The organism is Brevibacillus dissolubilis (assembly GCF_006170445.1).
Classification (GTDB): Bacteria; Bacillota; Bacilli; order Brevibacillales; family Brevibacillaceae; genus Brevibacillus_B; species Brevibacillus_B dissolubilis.
The window spans coordinates 775064-794599 of the sequence record NZ_VCNA01000002.1 but is presented as its reverse complement, the minus strand read 5'-3'; the positions used below and the strand labels follow the sequence as shown (position 1 = coordinate 794599).

21 protein-coding genes are annotated in these 19536 nt (G+C 49.9%); all 21 read left to right on the top strand.

The genetic code is table 11. From position 1 onward, the window contains the following. The first annotated feature begins 24 nt into the window (after window positions 1-24). The 21 genes from FGI41_RS05715 (at window position 25) to FGI41_RS05615 (ending at window position 19439) form a co-directional block, all read left to right on the top strand. Entirely contained in the window at window positions 25-1182 is a 1158-nt protein-coding gene (locus FGI41_RS05715) for a protein-glutamate methylesterase/protein-glutamine glutaminase (RefSeq protein WP_139488968.1), read from the top strand. Between the two features lie 18 nt (window positions 1183-1200). Further along, window positions 1201-3258 carry a chemotaxis protein CheA gene (locus FGI41_RS05710; RefSeq protein ID WP_139488967.1) on the top strand — a complete coding sequence of 686 codons (2058 nt, stop codon included), beginning with the start codon at window positions 1201-1203 and terminating at the stop codon, window positions 3256-3258. A 13-nt stretch (window positions 3259-3271) separates the two neighbouring features. Beyond that, entirely contained in the window at window positions 3272-3751 is a 480-nt protein-coding gene (locus tag FGI41_RS05705) for a chemotaxis protein CheW (protein WP_139488966.1), read from the top strand. A gap of 2 nt (window positions 3752-3753) precedes the next feature. Then, window positions 3754-4386: a chemotaxis protein CheC gene (locus tag FGI41_RS05700; RefSeq protein WP_139488965.1), complete on the top strand. Its 633-nt coding sequence runs from the start codon at window positions 3754-3756 to the stop codon at window positions 4384-4386. After that, a complete protein-coding gene (locus FGI41_RS05695; RefSeq protein ID WP_139488964.1) occupies window positions 4373-4858 on the top strand; it encodes a chemotaxis protein CheD in 486 nt (161 codons plus the stop codon). Before FGI41_RS05700 ends, FGI41_RS05695 begins: the two co-directional genes overlap by 14 nt. Window positions 4859-4860: 2 nt before the next feature. After that, entirely contained in the window at window positions 4861-5322 is a 462-nt protein-coding gene (locus tag FGI41_RS05690) for a hypothetical protein (RefSeq protein WP_139488963.1), read from the top strand. An 18-nt stretch (window positions 5323-5340) separates the two neighbouring features. Further along, window positions 5341-6129: a FliA/WhiG family RNA polymerase sigma factor gene (locus FGI41_RS05685; protein ID WP_139488962.1), complete on the top strand. Its 789-nt coding sequence runs from the start codon at window positions 5341-5343 to the stop codon at window positions 6127-6129. Window positions 6130-6214: 85 nt separating this feature from the next. Then, a complete protein-coding gene (locus FGI41_RS05680; protein ID WP_139488961.1) occupies window positions 6215-7615 on the top strand; it encodes a flagellar assembly protein A in 1401 nt (466 codons plus the stop codon). A 17-nt stretch (window positions 7616-7632) separates the two neighbouring features. Beyond that, a complete protein-coding gene (locus tag FGI41_RS05675) occupies window positions 7633-7962 on the top strand; it encodes a hypothetical protein (RefSeq protein ID WP_139488960.1) in 330 nt (109 codons plus the stop codon). A gap of 24 nt (window positions 7963-7986) precedes the next feature. After that, the gene (locus FGI41_RS05670) at window positions 7987-8535 is read left to right on the top strand and encodes an RNA polymerase sigma factor (RefSeq protein ID WP_139488959.1); all 549 of its coding nucleotides are present in this window, start codon (window positions 7987-7989) and stop codon (window positions 8533-8535) included. Next, complete coding sequence (locus tag FGI41_RS05665; RefSeq protein WP_139488958.1) at window positions 8528-9130, top strand: endolytic transglycosylase MltG; 603 nt, start codon at window positions 8528-8530, stop codon at window positions 9128-9130. Before FGI41_RS05670 ends, FGI41_RS05665 begins: the two co-directional genes overlap by 8 nt. A gap of 180 nt (window positions 9131-9310) precedes the next feature. Next, window positions 9311-10027, top strand: coding sequence for a 30S ribosomal protein S2 (gene rpsB, locus FGI41_RS05660; RefSeq protein ID WP_139488957.1), 717 nt, complete (start codon window positions 9311-9313; stop codon window positions 10025-10027). A 148-nt stretch (window positions 10028-10175) separates the two neighbouring features. Then, on the top strand, window positions 10176-11063 hold the full coding sequence (gene tsf / locus FGI41_RS05655) for a translation elongation factor Ts (RefSeq protein WP_139488956.1): 888 nt from the start codon (window positions 10176-10178) through the stop codon (window positions 11061-11063). A gap of 87 nt (window positions 11064-11150) precedes the next feature. Continuing rightward, window positions 11151-11876 carry a UMP kinase gene (gene pyrH / locus FGI41_RS05650; RefSeq protein WP_139488955.1) on the top strand — a complete coding sequence of 242 codons (726 nt, stop codon included), beginning with the start codon at window positions 11151-11153 and terminating at the stop codon, window positions 11874-11876. Beyond that, on the top strand, window positions 11877-12434 hold the full coding sequence (frr, locus tag FGI41_RS05645) for a ribosome recycling factor (protein WP_139488954.1): 558 nt from the start codon (window positions 11877-11879) through the stop codon (window positions 12432-12434). Between the two features lie 69 nt (window positions 12435-12503). Next, window positions 12504-13277, top strand: a complete 774-nt coding sequence (gene uppS, locus FGI41_RS05640) for an undecaprenyl pyrophosphate synthase (protein ID WP_139488953.1) — start codon at window positions 12504-12506, stop codon at window positions 13275-13277. 21 nt (window positions 13278-13298) lie between these two features. Beyond that, window positions 13299-14108 (top strand): phosphatidate cytidylyltransferase, encoded by an 810-nt coding sequence (locus tag FGI41_RS05635; protein WP_139488952.1) that lies wholly within the window; start codon window positions 13299-13301, stop codon window positions 14106-14108. 46 nt (window positions 14109-14154) lie between these two features. After that, the gene (locus tag FGI41_RS05630) at window positions 14155-15297 is read left to right on the top strand and encodes a 1-deoxy-D-xylulose-5-phosphate reductoisomerase (protein WP_139488951.1); all 1143 of its coding nucleotides are present in this window, start codon (window positions 14155-14157) and stop codon (window positions 15295-15297) included. Between the two features lie 84 nt (window positions 15298-15381). Then, window positions 15382-16611, top strand: a complete 1230-nt coding sequence (rseP, locus tag FGI41_RS05625; RefSeq protein ID WP_139489067.1) for an RIP metalloprotease RseP — start codon at window positions 15382-15384, stop codon at window positions 16609-16611. 35 nt (window positions 16612-16646) lie between these two features. Next, entirely contained in the window at window positions 16647-17705 is a 1059-nt protein-coding gene (ispG, locus tag FGI41_RS05620) for a flavodoxin-dependent (E)-4-hydroxy-3-methylbut-2-enyl-diphosphate synthase (RefSeq protein ID WP_139488950.1), read from the top strand. A gap of 21 nt (window positions 17706-17726) precedes the next feature. Continuing rightward, window positions 17727-19439, top strand: coding sequence for a proline--tRNA ligase (locus tag FGI41_RS05615; protein WP_176560148.1), 1713 nt, complete (start codon window positions 17727-17729; stop codon window positions 19437-19439). Window positions 19440-19536 lie beyond the last annotated feature (97 nt).

Genomic DNA, 19536 nt, shown 5'->3' with positions numbered 1-19536 from the left:
TTAGAGAAAGGGTGCGGCCGTAAGATGAGTAAAATACGAGTTCTTGTCGTTGATGACTCCGCGTTCATGCGTAAGGTAATCAGTGATATATTGTCAGCCGACGCTGAGGTTGAGGTGATTGACAAAGCCAAGAATGGCAAAGAGGCGATTGAAAAAGTCAAAAACCTGCAACCCGACGTTGTCACTCTCGATATTGAGATGCCTGAGATGAACGGGCTTGAGGCTTTGGAATATCTGATGAAGCACCACCCGGTTCCGGTTGTGATGTTAAGCAGCCTGACCATGGAAGGGGCCGAAGCAACCATCCGTGCTTTGGAATTAGGTGCGTTTGATTTCGTAACCAAAACTTCCGGACCGATCTCCCTTGATATTCATAAAGTTGGCGATACCATTGTCGACATTGTCAAACAGGCTGCCAAATCGAAGCGTCGAATCGGAAGAGGGCTGGGAGGCAGCAGTGTCACGAACACACCTGCACCAGCTCCTGCTCCACAGCCGAGACCTTCGATCCAGAAGCCGACAGTGCCGGGGTTTTCCCGGAAAATGGAGACGCCAGCAGATAATCCTCCGACGCCAGTGTCTATGTCATCTGATATTGGGGGCCGAACCACCAAGATCGTGGCACTCGGTACCTCCACAGGGGGACCGAAAGCACTGCAAGTCGTATTATCCAAAATACCTGCTGACTTCAACGCACCGATCTTGATCGTGCAGCATATGCCGCCGGGCTTTACCAAATCCTTGGCACAACGCCTGGATACGCAAAGCCCGATCCGTGTATGTGAGGCAGAGGACGGACAAACCGTTGAGAATGGCACAGCCTATATAGCCCCAGGCGGCTATCATATGGAAGTCGCTCAGCAAAGTAACGGACGACTGAAAATTAAGTTGCAGCAGGATGCTCCGCGTGGTGGTCACCGTCCATCTGTAGACGTACTGTTTGAATCAGTCAGCAAGTTGACCAAAGTAAACAAATGGGCCGTGATCATGACGGGAATGGGAAGCGACGGAACCAATGGCTTGAAGCAATTGAAAGCATCAGGCACCGTCACCAGTGTCATCGAGCATGAATCAAGCTGCGTGGTGTATGGAATGCCGCGTGCGGCGGTGAATGCCGGTCTTGCTGACAACATTGTACCCTTAGAACACATAGCAGAAACTCTTGTTCGACTGGTGAACTGATTGGGAGGTGGATCAACTATGGACATGAATCAATATCTAGACATGTTTATTGAAGAATCTAAAGAACATTTGCAATCAATCAACTCTAATCTGCTCTTACTCGAAAACGATCCAACCAACATTGGTATTGTCAATGAAATCTTCCGTTCCGCCCACACGCTCAAAGGCATGGCAGCGACCATGGGCTTCGAAGATATGGCGAGCCTGACACACGAAGCAGAAAACGTGCTTGACCTGATTCGCAACAACAAATTGCAAATTAATTCCGACATCATGGACGTTATTTTCCAGAGTGTGGACTTGATGGAAGGCATGGTATACAACATCATCGAGGGTGGCGACGGTTCTGCTGATGTATCCGCACTCGTAGGCCGACTGCGTGCAATCGTATCCGGCGATCTCACTCCGGCTCCAAGCAAACCTGCAGCAGGAAGCGCGGCAGCAGATGCAATTGCGCAAGCAGATGAGCAGGCAGAAACAACAGAAGAAGCAGGCCGAGAGCATGAACTGGATGAATATTCTCTTACGGTCATGAGGCAATCACAGGAGTCTGGTCATAATCTGTTCTGGATCAAAGTATCTCTTCGCGAAGACTGCATCCTCAAAGCAGCCCGTGCTTACATGGTATTTGACGCCTTGGAGAACGCAGGTGAAGTGATCAAATCAACGCCAACGGTAGAAGAGATCGAAAACGAGCGTTTTGATCTTTCCTTCGAAGTCGTATTTGTGACCGAGAAGTCCCAGGAAGAAATCCACAAGGCGGTCAGCAACGTTTCCGAGGTAGACCAAGTCCTCATCGAAAACGTCAACCTCAAATCCGAGCAGGCACAAGCACCAGAAGTAAAACCGCAAGCGGCTGCACCAAAAGCACCAGTGGCTGAAGCGAAAGCTCCTGCCGCAGCAGATGCAGTCAAAAAACCGTCTGCGAGCAAAACCATCCGTGTCGATATCGAGCGTCTGGATGTGCTGATGAACCTGTTCAGTGAGCTTGTCATCGATCGTGGCCGTCTGGAGCAGTTGGCCCGCGAAATCGGCAAGAGCGAATTGCAGGAGACGGTGGAGCACATGAGCCGAATCAGCGGTGATCTGCAAAACATCATCCTGACCATGCGCATGGTTCCTGTGGAGCAGGTATTCAACCGCTTCCCTCGTATGGTTCGCGATACAGCAAAAGAACTGAACAAAAAAGTAAACCTCGAAATCCAAGGTGCTGAGACAGAATTGGATCGTACTGTTATCGACGAGATCGGTGATCCACTTGTTCACTTGCTCCGCAACTCCATGGACCACGGTCTTGAGTCACCAGATGTACGCCGCCGCTCCGGTAAATCCGAAGAAGGCATGATCCAACTGAAAGCCTACCACAGTGGTAACCACGTATTTATCGAGGTAACCGACGATGGTGCCGGCATCAACAAGGATAAAGTACTGAAAAAAGCAATCGAACGCGGTATCGTCAACCCGGCAACGGCTGACAATATGACCGATAAACAAATTTTTGAATTGTTGTTTGCTTCCGGCTTGAGTACGGCAGAGAAAATTTCTGACTTGTCAGGCCGTGGTGTAGGTCTTGATGTGGTAAAAACCAAAATCGAATCCCTCGGCGGTTCTGTCGCGGTTGACTCCAGTCAAGGCAAAGGCACAACCTTCCTCATTCAGCTTCCACTTACTCTCTCCATCATCTCTGCGATGCTCGTGCAGGTGGAAAATGAAAAGTTTGCGGTGCCACTCAGCTCAATCATCGAAACAGCGGTATTCCGCCAAGACGAGATCATGCTTGCTCACCGCCAAAAAGTCATCGACTTCCGCGGCCGTGTCGTACCGCTTGTCTCCCTCAAAGAAATCTTCGGCATCCCAGACAATGGAGTGCAAAAAGGGGACGATGTAGCGGTCGTGATCGTACGCAAAGGCGAGAAGATGGCGGGTCTGGTAGTAGACTCCTTCATCGGTCAACAAGAGATCGTGTTGAAATCCCTGGGTAAATACCTCGTGAATGTCTTTGCTATCTCTGGCGCAACAATCCTCGGTGATGGTCAAGTCGCCCTTATTATCGACTGCAACGCTCTCATTAAGTAAGGAGGTCACACTCATGTTGGATCAAAACAAAGAAATCGTCGGTGAAGTAAAAGTCATCGTTTTCCGCCTTGGTGAAGAGGAATACGGTGTGGAAGTAAACCAAGTGAAATCAATCGAGAAGCTGGAGCACATCACCCGTGTACCCCGCACTCCGCGATTTGTCAAAGGTGTCATCAATCTCCGCGGTGTTGTTACTCCAATCATCGATCTGCGCAGCCGCTTCAACCTGACAGAAGCGACACATACCGAAACCACCCGCGTCATCATCGTGGCTGTGGGCGAACTCGAAGTGGGTCTGATTGTAGATTCTGCAAATGACGTGATCGACATTCCTGTCAATGCAATCGAACCGCCACCAGAAGTTGTCGGTGGGGTAGAGGCTGCTTACCTGCGCGGTGTGGCGAAGCTGGAGAAGCGTCTCCTGATTCTTCTGAACCTTGACAAGGTATTGAATACCGATGAAATCAAACAACTTGATTCATTTGAGGTTTAGATATGGGAGAGTTCTTTAAGTTCGGCGATTTTCAGCTGGATGTTCTCCGTGAAGTGGGCAATATAGGAGCGGGCCATGCAACAACGGCCCTCTCCAAGCTTTTGCAAAAAGAGATCGATATGAAAGTTCCGCAGGTCAAAATCATCCATTTCGATGAGATTGCAGACTTTTTGGGCGGCGATGAAGTAGTGGTCATCACCGTGTTCCTGCGGGTTGAAGGGGATTGCCCGGGGAATATGTTCTTCATCCTCGATTTCAGCTCCGCCCGCAACCTGCTTGAACAATTGTTAGGCATGAAAGTGGATGAGGAACAGGAAGGCTTTACCGAAATGGAGCTTTCTGCTCTCCATGAGATCGGCAACATCCTCACAGGCTCCTATCTATCATCTTTGGCCGATTTTACAAATCTCAACCTTCAGCCGTCGGTGCCGGCTTTAGCGATTGACATGGCGGGAGCAATCCTCAGCTATGGACTGATTGCCCTTGGACAAAATGGTGACTACGCGCTCACGATTGATACAGCGTTCTTTGAAGGAAACGAACAGGTGCAGGGGCACTATTTCTTCATCCCTGATCCTGAGTCGTTTGAAAAACTATTCTCGTCACTAGGGGTTCCTTTCGATGGAAATTATTAAAATAGGAATGGCTGATTTAGGAGTTGCTAAACCACCGAATCGTTTGCGCACCACAGGGCTGGGTTCATGTGTCGGGGTTGTGTTGTATGATTCAGGTAAAAAAATCGGTGGCATGGCACATGTGATGCTACCTGATTCTTCACTTGGCAAAAGCGCGGAAGTCAATATCGGCAAATACGCTGATACAGCGATTCCGACGCTGATCAAACAGATGGAGCAAGAAGGTGCCAACTGCCGGAATATGGTAGCCAAGTTGGCAGGTGGTGCCCAAATGTTTTCGTTCCTCTCGGGAAATGATACGATGAGAATAGGTCCCCGTAATGTTGAGGCATGTAAAATGTTTCTCGCTAAAGCAGGGATTCGCATCGTTGCGGAAGATACGGGAGGTAACTGTGGAAGAACCATCGAGTTTGATGCAACGACCGGCATCTTAAACATTCGCACCGTAAATCAAGGGGTTAAGGAAGTATAGACATGATTGGGACTTGGAAAATAAATCTTTGGATAGGCGTTGCTGCCTCCCTGATAACCTTTCTTGCGGCACTTTTCGGGAACACCTTTTTCGTTTCTCTGGAACGTGCCGTCTCTACCTTTGTCATTTTTTTCTTGGGTGCGTACGTGATCCGCTTCGTGTTGGGGCTCGTTACCTCTACAGACGGAGCGAAGAAGTCAGAAGTTGCAGAAGCAACAGAGGCTCCTTCGGCAACAGGACAGCATATCAATCTGGTGACTCCATCAGATGATGAAACAGGGACGTATGATGACCGGGCCGATCTGTATGATGAGGATGATCATGATCGCAGGCAAAAGCATGACCAGACAAGAGATGATGATGAATTTACCCCATTGGTTTTACCGAAAATTGAACGACAACCCGAAGTAACTCAAGATCCAGCAGACATTGCCAATATCATAAGACGGTTAACTGATGATTAAAAGGTTGGTGGTTGATTCATGGCTCGAACAAACAATCACGACAGAGTGAAAGAATTTGATAAGTGGATCTCTTGGAAAGAAGAGGGTTGCAAAGAGGCAGAAGCAGAACTTGTCGAAAGGTTTTTACCCCTTGTCACCAAGGTAGCAAATCGTCTTGCCATCGGACTGCCGAACAACGTAGATAAAGACGATCTGATCAGCTATGGTCGTTTTGGTTTGTTGGACGCCTTGAATAAATTTGACCATACACGCGGTCTGCAGTTTGAGACATATGCGATGTGGCGGATTCGTGGGGCCATGATTGACGGCTTGCGCGAAAATGACTGGATCCCTCGAACGGTCCGCGATAAAGCAAAAAAAATCGAGGAAGCATATAATATTCTAGAGCAGCGTACACTTCGCACACCGACTGATGAAGAGGTGTGTCAGTATCTTGGCATCACGGAAAAGGAATTCCAGCAGGTGATTTATGATACGTCGCTCTCTACCTTTGTCTCTATAGATGAAGCGGTAGGGGATGAGGATGAACAGAAAACCGCACGCCATTCCTACATCATCGACGAAGTGACACCACGCCCGGAAGCTGTGGCTGAATCGCAAAGCCTCAAAGAAGTGCTGACGCATTCCATCGACAAACTGCCTGAAAAAGAGCGTCTGGTCGTATCCCTGTTTTATTTCGAGGAACTGACGCTCTCCGAGATCGCGGAGGTCATGAGCTTGTCACCTTCACGTATCTCTCAGTTGCATTCCAAAGCCATTTTTCGCCTGCGCTCTTCATTGACCCGATTTAAGACACAACTGATGTAGCAGCAGGAAACTAAACTAACCAGAGAGAAATAATCAGCAGGTAATTGGGAGTAAGAGACCATGATGGAGGAAAGGGGGAGCATGTATGTCTGAACAACTAGGAATCAATATCAAAATCTCAAAAGACAAAATGGCTGCAGAGTTGTTGCTGCAACCCGCAGATCAGGAGAACTGGAGAGTGACCGTTCTCGATATCAAGGCTGCACTGCGCGACGGCGGCGTTCATTTTGGGATTTTGGACGACGTAATTGATAAAGTATGTAAAAATCCGACGCAGTATATCAATATTCCCGTCACTGTTGCAGTCGGGCTAGAAGCTACTCCGGGGAAAGATGCCCGCATCGAATTTACACAGCAATCCAATTCACAGGAACGCAAGCCACTTGAATTAGAAGATGGCCGTGTTGATTTTTACTCCGTACTCAATATCGCCAATGTCATGCGTGGTCAGCTGTTGGCCAGAAAAATTCCGTCTGAACCAGGGATCGACGGCACTAGCGTCACAGGCGACAGAGTCGTCGCCAAAGCAGGTAAAGAAGTCCACATCAAACCAGGCAAAAATGTCGTGTTAAATGAGGATCGAACACTCCTTTATGCTGCAATTGACGGGCAAGTGTCAATTACCGATAAAGATAAGATAAATGTATTCCCCGTCTTTGAAGTAAATGGAGATGTTGACTTCCGTGTCGGTAATATCGACTTTGTTGGAACGGTCGTCATCCGTGGCAATGTGCCTACGGGATTCCGTATCAAAGCTGCCGGGGATATTCGTGTCTTAGGCAGTGTGGAAGGGGCCGAACTCGAAGCGCAGGGGTCCGTCGAGATCAAAAACGGGATCGTCGCGCAAGACAAAGGTCATGTGCTGGCAGGTGCTGACGTCAAAGCTTCTTATATACAGAACGGTAATGTGACCGCGAGAGGCTCTGTCTATGTCACCCAAAGCATCATGTTCTCCACGATCCGCGCCGGAAAAGATGTCATCTGCAAAGGTACCAAAGGGATCATCATCGGAGGAACCATCCAAGCAGGCGACAAGATCACGGCAATGGTTGTAGGCAACTCGACGGCTACGCCAACCTGCCTCGAAGTGGGTGTCAAGCCGGAATTGCGTAATGAACTGGCCAATGTGACCAAGGAACTGACGACTCTGTATGAGAACCTGCGCAAAACCGATCAAGGCTTAGGGGTGCTTGATCAACTGCTCAAGGTCTCAGGGGAGCTGCCTGCCGACAAGAAGATCATGCAGATCAAGCTGACCAATACCCGCATCATTTTAGACAAAGATATTAAGAAGCTGGAACAGCGAAAAAGAGAACTGGAAGAGAGCATTGAAGGCGATTACCCAGCCGTGGTGGAAGTGTATCAGATCACATTCCCCGGCGTGAAGCTTGTGTTTGGCAAGTGGGTTCGCTTTATCAAGCAAGAGCATTCCCGTTCCCGCTTCCTCGTTCTGGATGGAGAGATCACCGCGTCGCCAATCCGTTAAAAGGGGACTGATGGTGTATGAGTTTGAAAGCAGTAGAACTCCAAATAGCAATACCCCGTACCCAAGAAATCGGACGAATCCAAGAACAGCAGCAACAACGGCACAATGTTGACCAGCAAGCTTTGATCCGGGACCGCAAAGAGCTGGATGAAAAAGCGCGAATCCGTCCGCAAGACATAAATCAAAAGGCAAACGGACAGATTAAAGAGAAACAGGAACGCGAACATACCAAGAAAGAAAAAGAGAACCAGACGGCTCCGGTTAAGCAAGAGTCACGCTCCGCTTCCAGTAAGAAGACGGAAGGATTCGATCCCATGCGAGGCCGTCATATTGATATCTCGCTGTAAGACAGCAAGGTTAAGGTGAAATGGATGGATCAACCACACTATCTACTTCTAGGAGCAGGGGTACTCATCGTTATATTATCGTTCTTGCTGAAAAAGCCTGCGCAAGCAGAATCAGATGCCACCCAACATCTTGCTCAAAAGCAAGTGGATCTGACAGGCATGGAGCAGACCCTCAAACGCTTCGTCAAACAGGTAAAACAAGAAAATGAACAGGTGATGACTTCGGTACGGCACGACCAGGAACGGCTGCAGTCCGAATTGTCCCAGATGCATACACGTGTAGCTGCACTAGAAGAGGAGCTGAGCCGAGTATCAGGTAAGCTGACCAGTCTTTCCACTGTTCCGGCACAGCCGCAGCACACCACTCCCAATCAAGAACCAACCGCCGATGAGCGGGTACATAATCATGCGGATACGCTGTTGTTAAAAGAGCGGTACCGCCGTGTGTTTGAGTTGAAAAAAGAGGGTCTGGATATCGCGGAGATCGCCAAGCGGCTCGGAGCAGGACGGGGAGAGATCGAATTGATCTTCTCGCTTGCTGAACCTCTGCAGGGAGGCCAGAATAATGGCTAACCGCAACTTTTTGATGGGTCTTGGACTGGGGATCATTTTTGCCGCACTCTATATGCTCGTCTATCCGCCAGCTTCCGCAGGTGTGCCTGCACAAGTAACCCAGGAGCAGTTGCAGGAGCTGGCCCAGGCACAGGGGTTAGCTATCGTTCCCAAAAAGGAATACGACGAGTGGAGTAAGCAAAAAGAAGAACAGGCCAAAAAAGAGCAGCCGGCAAAACCGACCACGCCTGTTCCCACCCCAAAAGCTCCAGCTGCCACGACACCGCCTAAGACCACGACACCACCCGCTGCCACGACACCGGCACAACCCAAAGTCACACCGCCACCGACAACCACGACACCGGCACCAGCTACGCAACCAGCCCCGACACAGCCTGTCCAGACAGCCACGATTGTGGTTAGACCTGGTATGACCAGCGCTGCGGTAGCGCGTGAGCTGGTAGCGGCAGGAGTGCTTCCGCAAAACAACAATTTCGTCCGTACCCTGCGAGATACCAATAAGCTCAACCGTCTCCGCACCGGAACCTATCAGATTCCGAAGGGCGCAACCGTTGACCAGGTGATCGCGATTTTGACCACCCCGCCGAAAAAATAACGGCGGGATTTTTCTTTTTAATGATTCCTTGCATTTGTCCTTACCATGTGTTATAGTTTTCTACGGTGTTGAATACGCACGCGAGCCAATCTCTATAAGGGTGCTACAGTTGTAGTTTTATAGGGAAATGCGGCAAGCGGAGGTAAGACACAAAAAAACCACTTTTAAGGAGGTGTAAATATGGCGGTAATCTCTATGAAACAGCTTCTCGAGGCTGGTGTACACTTCGGTCACCAAACTCGTCGCTGGAACCCAAAAATGGATCGCTATATTTTCACAGAACGTAACGGTATCTACATCATCGATTTGCAAAAAACCGTAAAGAAAGTTGAAGAAGCGTACAACTTCGTACGTGAACTCGCTTCTAACGGCGGCAAAATCCTCTTCGTAGGTACTAAGAAACAAGCTCAAGAAGCAGTGAAGGAAGAAGCAGAACGCACAGGTCACTACTTCATCAACCAACGCTGGTTGGGTGGTACCCTCACTAACTTCACTACAATCCAAAAACGTACTTCTCGCTTGGCTGAACTCAAGCGTATGGAAAACGACGGTACTTTCTCCGTACTTCCTAAAAAAGAAGTTATCGTTCTCCGTAAAGAAATGGACCGTCTCGAGAAATTCCTCGGCGGTATCGCTACTATGAACGAACTGCCAGATGCACTCTTCGTGATCGACCCACGCAAAGAGCGTATCGCGGTAGCTGAAGCTCGCAAATTGGGTATCCCAATTGTAGCGATCGTAGATACTAACTGCGATCCGGACGAAATCGACTACGTTATCCCTGGTAACGACGATGCAATCCGCGCGGTTAAACTCCTCACCGGTAAAATGGCTGATGCTATTCTCGAAGGCAACCAAGGCCAACAAGGTGCAGAACAAGCAACGACCACAGCGTAAGTATGAGGGTGGACTGAGGGTTTCAGAACCTCTCGTCCACCCTTTTTTAACACGCACGTAACAAGGGTATATTAGTGGGGGAGACTTCGTTTCTCTCATTACATATGTTAAGAAGTGTCATCATAAAACCTTTGGGAGGAAATTATCAATGTCTAACATTAGTGCAGCTCTCGTTAAAGATCTTCGTGACAGAACCGGTGCAGGTATGATGGAATGTAAAAAAGCTCTTCAAGAAACAGAGGGCGACATCGAAAAAGCGATTGACCTGCTCCGCGAACGCGGTACCATCAAAGCAGCGAAAAAAGCTGACCGTATCGCAGCTGAAGGTCTCACTGGCGTAGCTACTTCCGGTAACTTCGGCGCAATCGTAGAAGTAAACTGCGAAACTGACTTCGTAGCGAAAAACCCTGAGTTCCAAGCACTCGTTTCCGATATCGCTAACTTCGTAGTAGCGAACCGCCCTGAGTCCGTTGACGCTGCTCTTGCTGCAACTTTCCAAGGCGAAAACACTCTTGAAAAACACATCTCCGAAAAAATCGCGACTATTGGTGAAAACATCACCTTCCGTCGTTTCTCCCTCTTCGAGAAAGCTGACAACGGTGCTTTCGGCGCTTACCTCCACCAAGGTGGCCGCATCGGCGTTCTGACTGTTCTCGAAGGCACTACTGACGAATCTCTTGCAAAAGACCTCGCTATGCACGCAGCTGCAGCAGCTCCTCGTTTTGCTAACCGTGAAGAGGTTTCCGCTGATGAGATCGAACGCGAGCGCGAAGTTCTGAAAGCTCAAGCTCTGGCTGAAGGCAAACCAGAAAACATCGTAGAAAAAATGGTAGAAGGCCGCCTCTCCAAGTACTTCGAAGAGTACGTTCTTGTTGAACAACCATTCGTTAAAGACCCAGACAAGAAAGTATCTGCTCTCCTCAAAGAAGCAGGCGCTACTCTCAAAGGTTTCGTACGTTACCAAGTAGGTGAAGGTATCGAGAAGAAACAAGAAGACTTCGCGGCAGAAGTAATGGCGCAAGTGAATAAGCAATAATTTACCAATAGGGAACACCGCTGTGTTCCCTATTTTTAAAAGCAAAAGGGTAAAAACAAATGGATTTGAATGGAGGACTTTTTACACATGCCACTTCCTGCATATAAACGAGTCGTGTTAAAGTTAAGTGGAGAAGCGCTGGCTGGTGACCTTGGCTACGGGATCGACCCAAAAGTGATTTTTTCCATCGCCAATCAGATCAAAGATATCGTTGAGATGGGCGTACAGGTTGCTATCGTCGTAGGTGGCGGTAACATCTGGCGCGGACTGTCAGGCAGCTCCAAAGGGATGGATCGTGCCACTGCCGATTACATGGGAATGCTTGCAACCATCATGAACTCTTTGGCCCTGCAAGACGGCCTGGAAAAAGTGAATGTGCCGACACGTGTACAGACTTCTATCGAGATGCGTCAGGTCGCAGAGCCATACATACGCCGAAAAGCGATCCGTCATCTGGAGAAGAACCGCGTTGTGATCTTCGCGGCAGGTACCGGTAACCCGTTCTTCTCGACTGATACCACGGCTGCGTTGCGCGCCGCTGAGATCGAAGCAGAAGTGATTCTCATGGCGAAAAACAAAGTGGACGGTGTCTACTCCGCAGATCCGAAGCTTGATCCAAATGCGGTGAAATACGACACGCTCACGTTCCTTGAGGTGTTGAACAAAGGTTTGGGTGTCATGGATTCCACTGCGTCGAGCCTTTGTATGGATAACAACATTCCACTTATCGTCTTCAATATCACGGAAGAGGGCAACATCCGCCGTACCGTGATGGGCGATAAGATTGGTACACTTGTGAAGGGGGAAGCCTAAATGCCACAGTCTATTTTAAAAGATGCAGAAGACCGCATGCAAAAAGCGATTACCAACCTAAAGCGCGATCTCGCAACACTTCGCGCAGGCCGTGCCAACCCAGCGATGCTGGATAAAATCGTAGTGGACTACTACGGCACACCGACTCCGATTGCTCAATTGGCGAACGTGAGCGTACCTGAGCCGCGTCTGTTGACCATCCAACCATGGGACAAATCCGCGCTCAAAGATATCGACAAAGCCATTCAACAGTCTGATCTTGGCCTCAACCCAAGCAATGACGGTAACATCATCCGTATCGTGATTCCAGCACTTACAGAAGAGCGCCGTAAAGAACTGGTAAAAGTAGCCGGCAAATCCGGTGAAGAGTCCAAAGTGGCGATCCGCAACATCCGCCGCGATGCCAATGACGAACTGAAAAAGCTTGAAAAAGACGGTACGATCTCCGAAGACGAATCCCGCCGCCATCAAGAAACCGTGCAAAAAACAACGGACAAGTACATTGCTGAAGTGGATAAAGTAGTAAAAGAGAAAGAAAAAGACATCTTGGAAGTATAATGAGAGTAAGCATTCCCCCTCTTCGTGAGGGGGGCAATGTCTATATCTCTCGTTTTGGGGGCAACCTTTATGCTAGAGCGAATTCAGAAGATGTTGGGCAATAAAGCCGAACAAACAGACAAAACACATGTATTTGATGAAAACGGAGCAATCCCGAAACATATCGCGGTCATCATGGACGGCAATGGACGCTGGGCGAAATCCCGCAGTCTGCCGCGCATCGCAGGTCACCGCCAGGGAATGAAAACCGTCAAAGAAATCGTAAAAGCCGCAGATGACATTGGAGTAGAGGCCTTGACGATGTACGCGTTTTCCACAGAGAACTGGAAGCGTCCACGCGATGAGGTCGACTTTTTGATGAAACTGCCGCAGGAATTCTTGACGACAGAATTGGACGAATTGATTGAACGCAATATCCGCATCCGGATGCTGGGGATTCAACAAGGTCTTCCGGACTTTACGCTGAAGGCGTTACTGGCTGGAGAAGAAAGAACCAAAAACAACACCGGACTGATTCTAAACTTCGCCTTAAACTATGGCGGACGTACAGAGATCACCAATGCGGTTACAGAGATCGCGCAGCTGGTTGCAGACGGTAAACTGCGTCCGGACGAGATCAATGATGCCCTTGTGAATGACCATCTGTACACAAGAGATTTACCTGACCCGGATCTGCTGATTCGTACGAGCGGTGAGATCCGTTTGAGCAATTTCATGCTTTGGCAGCTGGCCTATACGGAACTATGGTTTACCGATGTGCTTTGGCCTGATTTCAACAAAGAGCATTTTTACCAAGCAATCGCCGAATACCAAGGGCGGGCGCGTCGCTATGGCGCGGTATAGAGCCAAAGAGGTGGAAATGTCGTGAAGCAACGAATCATAACAGGCGTCATAGGCGGAATCATCTTTATTACCCTCGTCTATTTGGGGGATATTTGGTATTCTGGCTTGATTTTTTTATTGGCCTTGATTGGCCTTTTCGAATTTTTGCGGATGGCGAAGATACCGCCATTCTCTGTACCTGGTTTACTCAGTTATTTGCTGATGGGAGGAACTCTCTGGCCCTACCTGTTTTTCGGAGCACAAGTACCAATCAATTTTAGCAGTTTGCTTATGTCCATTTTGCTTCTTCTGTTGTTTTACTCGGTTTTACGTAAAAACGAGTTTCACATTGAACATGTCGCCCTAACGATCCTTGGGGCGTTATACATAGGATACGGCTTTCAGTACATGGCGGCGATGCGGCAGGAAGCGACCGGAGGCAGTTTTTGGCTGACGATGCTGATTCTGTTGGGCATCTGGTCGACAGACTCCGGAGCTTATTTCGTCGGTCGTTCCATGGGGAAAACCAAACTGTGGCCCGCGATTTCCCCCAATAAAACGGTGGAAGGCTCCATTGGCGGTCTGTTCATTGCGATGCTGATCGTGGTCGGGGTCAACCAGCTTTTGATCTGGAATCATGTAAGCGGGGCACTGCCTTTTGTCCAAGCGCTCGGGATTGCTTTTGTGACCGGGATTGTGGCACAGATGGGTGATTTGGTCGAGTCGGGGATGAAGCGTCATTTTGGCGTAAAAGACTCTGGTCAGATCATTCCCGGACACGGCGGGGTGCTTGACCGCTTTGACAGTTTATTAATCGTATTTCCGACCTTGTATCTGCTTGGACTTTCGTAGAAGGCAGAACATCGGAATCGTGTAAAGATGGGTTGAGGTGAAGCAGTTGAAAAGAATCGCATTGCTTGGTTCTACAGGTTCAATCGGCACTAGTACACTAGAAGTAGTCCGACAGCATCCCGAAGATTACCAAGTCGTCAGCATGGCGGCTGGTGCCAATATCGATCTGCTGGTGGCACAAGTGAACGAATTTCAGCCGGAATTGGTATCCGTAGCCACTGAAGCCGCTGCCAAGGAATTAAAAGTGCGGCTCGATGGTAACCAATGGCGCGGTGAAATCGTATACGGAGAGGAAGGACTGTTAGCGGCAGCCAGTCATCCGTCAGCCAACTTCGTGATGACCGCCATCGTCGGCAGTGTGGGGGTCGCACCTACACTGGCTGCGATTGAAGCAGGCAAAACGATCGGGCTTGCCAACAAAGAGACACTGGTGAGTGCCGGTCACATCGTGATGGAAGCGGCGAAAAAGAACAATGTCGCAATTATTCCAGTAGACAGTGAACACTCCGCGATCTTTCAGTGCATGCAAGGGGAGCGTCGTGAAGATGTATCCAAGATCATCTTGACCGCATCGGGTGGATCATTTCGCCACCTGACACGGGAGCAGCTCGCTAACGTGACGGTTCAGGACGCGCTGGCCCATCCCAACTGGAGTATGGGAGCCAAAATCACGATTGATTCAGCGACGATGATGAACAAGGGTCTGGAAGTGTTGGAGGCCCACTGGCTGTTCCAAATGCCGTACGAGCAGATTGAGTGCATCCTGCACCATGAAAGTATCATCCATTCTATGGTAGAATACAAGGACAGGGCAGTCATGGCACAGCTGGGAACACCAGATATGAAGGTACCGATCCAGTATGCGCTCAGCTATCCTGCACGACTGCCGCTGGCTACAGAGCCTTTGGACCTCGTTAAGTTTGGTACGCTCAACTTCCGTAAGATGGATTTTGAACGATATCCCATGTTACAGTTAGCGTATGAATGTGGAAGAGCAGGCGGCACCTTACCGACCGTGATGAACGCAGCCAATGAAATTGCCGTTTCCCGCTTTTTGCGCGGTGAGATCTCATTCATTGAGATTGAGAACGTCGTGCATTCCGTGTGCGACAAGCACCACATCCGTACCAACCCGACGCTTGCCGAGATCATCGAAGCAGATGCGTGGGCGCGTCGGGAGGCCCAGTAAGGGCAAGGAATACGATACTTGAAGTGAAAGGTGGCTAGTTCATTGCCTGCTATCAGCTCATTCGGACCTGGATCTATCATCGCGATGATTGTTGTATTCGGCGTGCTTGTCTTTGTGCACGAGCTGGGACACTTTTTATTAGCGAGACGAGCCGGTATCCTTTGCCGAGAATTCGCATTGGGTATGGGGCCGCGTATTTTTAGTGTAAAACGGGGAGAGACCGAGTACACGCTTCGTCTGCTCCCGATCGGTGGTCTTGTCCGCATGGCGGGGGAAGACCCGGAGATGGATGTATTGAAGCCACACATGGAGGTCGGACTGGAGCTGGGAGAGCACGACCGGGTGAAACGGATTCTGGTCAATGAACCGCGCTCCACATCAAGCCGCGTGGTATACGGTACTCTCATTTCGTTTGATCTGGAGAAGCAGCTGACGATCCTGCTTGAGCAGGAAGGGGAGAGTCGTACATACCACGTCGACCCACAGGCCATGCTTGTCAATAACGGACAAGAGGCACAGATTGCTCCACTGAACCGTCAATTCCGCGGTAAAACCGTCTCCCAGCGTTTCTGGGCGATCTTTGCCGGACCTGCAGCTAACTTCCTGCTTGCTTTTGTTCTTTTGACAGGTGCTGCGATGGCGTATGGGATTCCGTCCAACGAGCCGATTATCGGTGAAGTGGTAGCGGGTGGACCTGCGGCACAGGCGGGACTACGTACTGGTGACCGTGTGCTTTCCATCAATGGCAGTCCAGTATCTACATGGGAACAGGTTGCGGTGACGATCAACCAGTCACCAGGCAAGCAGCTTAACCTCGTCGTTTCGCGTAACGGTGAAGAACTGAAGATTCCGGTCACACCTGTTACAGAGGATAATGTTGGGAAAATCAAAATGACGCAGGTCATTGAGTATTCGTTTGTCGAATCTATTAAATACGGTGGGATGGCCACCTACGATTTTACGATGATGATCCTTACCGGTTTGGGGAAACTGGTGACGGGCGGAGTCGGTCTCAACGAACTGAGCGGTCCTGCTGGTATTTTGCAGATGACAGGTCATTTTGCAACCAAAGGATTTGAAGTGCTGATTCGTTGGACAGCAGTACTGAGTGTCAACTTGGGGCTGTTTAACCTGCTGCCGTTGCCTGCACTCGATGGTGGACGTCTGGTGTTCCTCGGGATCGAGGCCTTGCGTGGACGCCCTGTTGATCCGAACAAAGAAGGTCTGGTTCACTTCGTGGGCTTTGCCTTCCTGATGCTTTTGATCGTCGTCGTGACTTGGAACGACATTCAACGGTTGTTTTTCCAAAACTAATACACAGATAACTTACTTAAAGGAGAGTGCTTACCTTGTTTAAGCGCGAGGAGACGAAACCGGTATTCGTGGGTGACGTACAAATTGGCGGACAAAAGGGTGTTGTGATCCAATCGATGACCACAGCAGATACCCGTGACGTGGAAGCAACACTGGCACAGATCAATGCTCTTCATGAAGCAGGTTGCCAAATCGTTCGTCTGGCAGTTATCAACGAAGATGCGGCCAGAGCGATTAAATCCATCAAGGAACGTTCTCCGCTGCCACTCGTGGCGGATATTCACTTTGATCATAAATTGGCACTGATCGCAGCGGAGAGCGGTATCGACAAGATCCGTATCAATCCGGGTAACATCGGTTCCAAAGAAAAAACCAAAGCGGTCGTAGAAGCATGCCGTGAGCGCAATATCCCAATCCGTATCGGGGTTAACTCCGGTTCTGTAGAAAAGCGTCTGCTTGATAAATACGGCTATCCAAGCCCAGAAGCAATCGTAGAGAGCGCGATGAGCCACGTGGAGATTCTCGAAGATCTCAACTTCGACAACATCGTGATCTCACTTAAATCATCGGACGTACCGACGATGATCCAGACCTATTCTCTGATGGCCGAGAAGCGCAAGTATCCATTGCACGTAGGGGTTACCGAAGCGGGGACACTGTTCTCCGGTACAGTCAAATCCTCTGTCGGGATCGGTACCGTACTCTCCATGGGCATCGGTGACACCATCCGTGTCTCTCTGACCGCTGATCCGGTAGAAGAGATCAAGGTTGGTAAGCAGATCCTCAAGAGCCTCGATATCGTCAACAACGAACCAGTCGTCATCGCGTGCCCGTCCTGCGGCCGTTGTGCGATTGATTTGATCGGCTTGGCGACCAAGGTAGAAGATGCGGTTTCCAACCTGAAAACACCACTCAAGATCGCGGTTATGGGCTGCGCGGTTAACGGCCCTGGCGAAGCACGTGAAGCAGACGTAGGTGTAGCTGGTGGTAACGGTGAGGGCCTGATCTTCCGTAACGGTGAAATCGTACGTAAGGTGAAGGAAACCGAACTCTTTGAAGAGTTGATGAAAGAAATCCATTCAATGGTTGAATAACGTGGGGAGTGTCGTGTTGTGTTGAAGCAAAGTCAAATCCTGATTCCTACTTTACGGGAAGTACCTTCCGACGCGGAGATCGCCAGCCACAAGCTGTTGCTCCGTGCAGGTATGGCCCGTCCAATCGCTTCCGGGGTGTACACGTTCCTGCCGCTTGCGCTTCGTGTACTCCACAAGATCCAAGCGATCGTGCGTGATGAGATGAACCGTGCAGGCGCACAAGAAATCCTCATGCCAGCGATCCAACCAGCAGAGCTCTGGCAAAAAAGCGGACGCTGGGATGTATACGGACCGGAGCTGATGCGTCTCTCTGACCGTCACGATCGTCCGTTCGCACTTGGTCCAACCCATGAGGAAGTCGTCAGCTCCCTCGTGGCAGACGAGATCAACTCCTACAAAAAACTGCCGATCAATCTCTACCAAATCCAAACCAAATTCCGCGATGAAGTACGCCCTCGCTTCGGTCTGATCCGTTGCCGCGAGTTCATCATGAAGGATGCTTACTCCTTTGACACGACACAGGAAGGTCTGGATAAGAGCTTTGATGCGATGTTTGACGCGTATCAGCGCATCTTTACCCGCGTCGGTCTCAACTTCCGTGCGGTAGAAGCAGATGCTGGCTCCATCGGCGGTACTGGCACCTACGAATTCATGGCGCTGTGTGAGATCGGGGAAGATACCATCGCTTACTCCGACCAAAGCGACTATGCTGCCAACCTCGAAAAAGCAGAAACCGTCTACGAAGGCCCAACCGCACCAACAGGCGATGTAGCGGCTGCTGAAAAGGTACACACCCCAGGCGTTCGCACCATCGATCAGCTGGTTGAAGCGCTCAACGTGGAAGCTCGCGACATCTTCAAGAGCCTGGTGTACAAAGTAGATGACAAAATCGTCCTCGTACTGGTACGCGGCGATCATGAGCTCAACGAAGTGAAGCTGAAAAACCTCTACGATGCTACATTTGTCGATATGGCAAGTGAAGCAGATATCCTCGCAATCGGTGCCGTACCTGGCTTTATCGGTCCAGTCGGTCTCGATCCAGAAAAAGTGGATATCGTAGCGGACAACTTTATCCAAGAAATCTCCAGTGCGGTTGTCGGCGGCAATGAAGCAGACTACCACCTGAAGAATGTACAATACGGCCGTGATTTCCAAGTGAAGACCTTCACCGATCTGCGCAATGTCGTAGAAGGGGACAAATCTCCACGCGACAACGGACGCATCCAATTTGCCCGCGGGGTAGAAGTAGGTCACGTCTTCAAGCTCGGCACGAAATATTCCAAAGCGATGGGCACGAAGTTCCTCGATGAAAACGGCCGTGAACAGACCGTCATCATGGGTTGCTATGGTATCGGGGTATCCCGTACACTGGCTGCAGCAATCGAGCAAAACAACGATGAGAACGGAATCATCTGGCCGGCTTCTATCGCTCCATACCATGTGCATGTGATTCCAATCAATGCCAAGGTAGAAGAGCAGTATGCCGTGAGTGAGCGCATCACTCAAGAATTGACCCAAGCAGGTCTGGAGGTTCTGTTCGATGACCGTCCAGAGCGTGCAGGTGTCAAGTTCAAGGATGCGGATTTGATCGGTCTGCCGCTTCGTATCACTGTCTCTGACAAGCTCCTCCCAGAAGGCCAAGTAGAAGTGCGCGTACGCCGTACCGGCGAAACCTTCAACGTAGAGCTGGACAAGCTGACTGGCTTTGTCCAAGAGCTGATCGCGAAGCTGTAAGAATCCGTGAAGTGGGATGAATCGGAACTGGGTAGGCTGCCAACACTCCCCACCCAACCAATTCGTCAATCAAGCAGGAATCACAGCAAAACTTGTC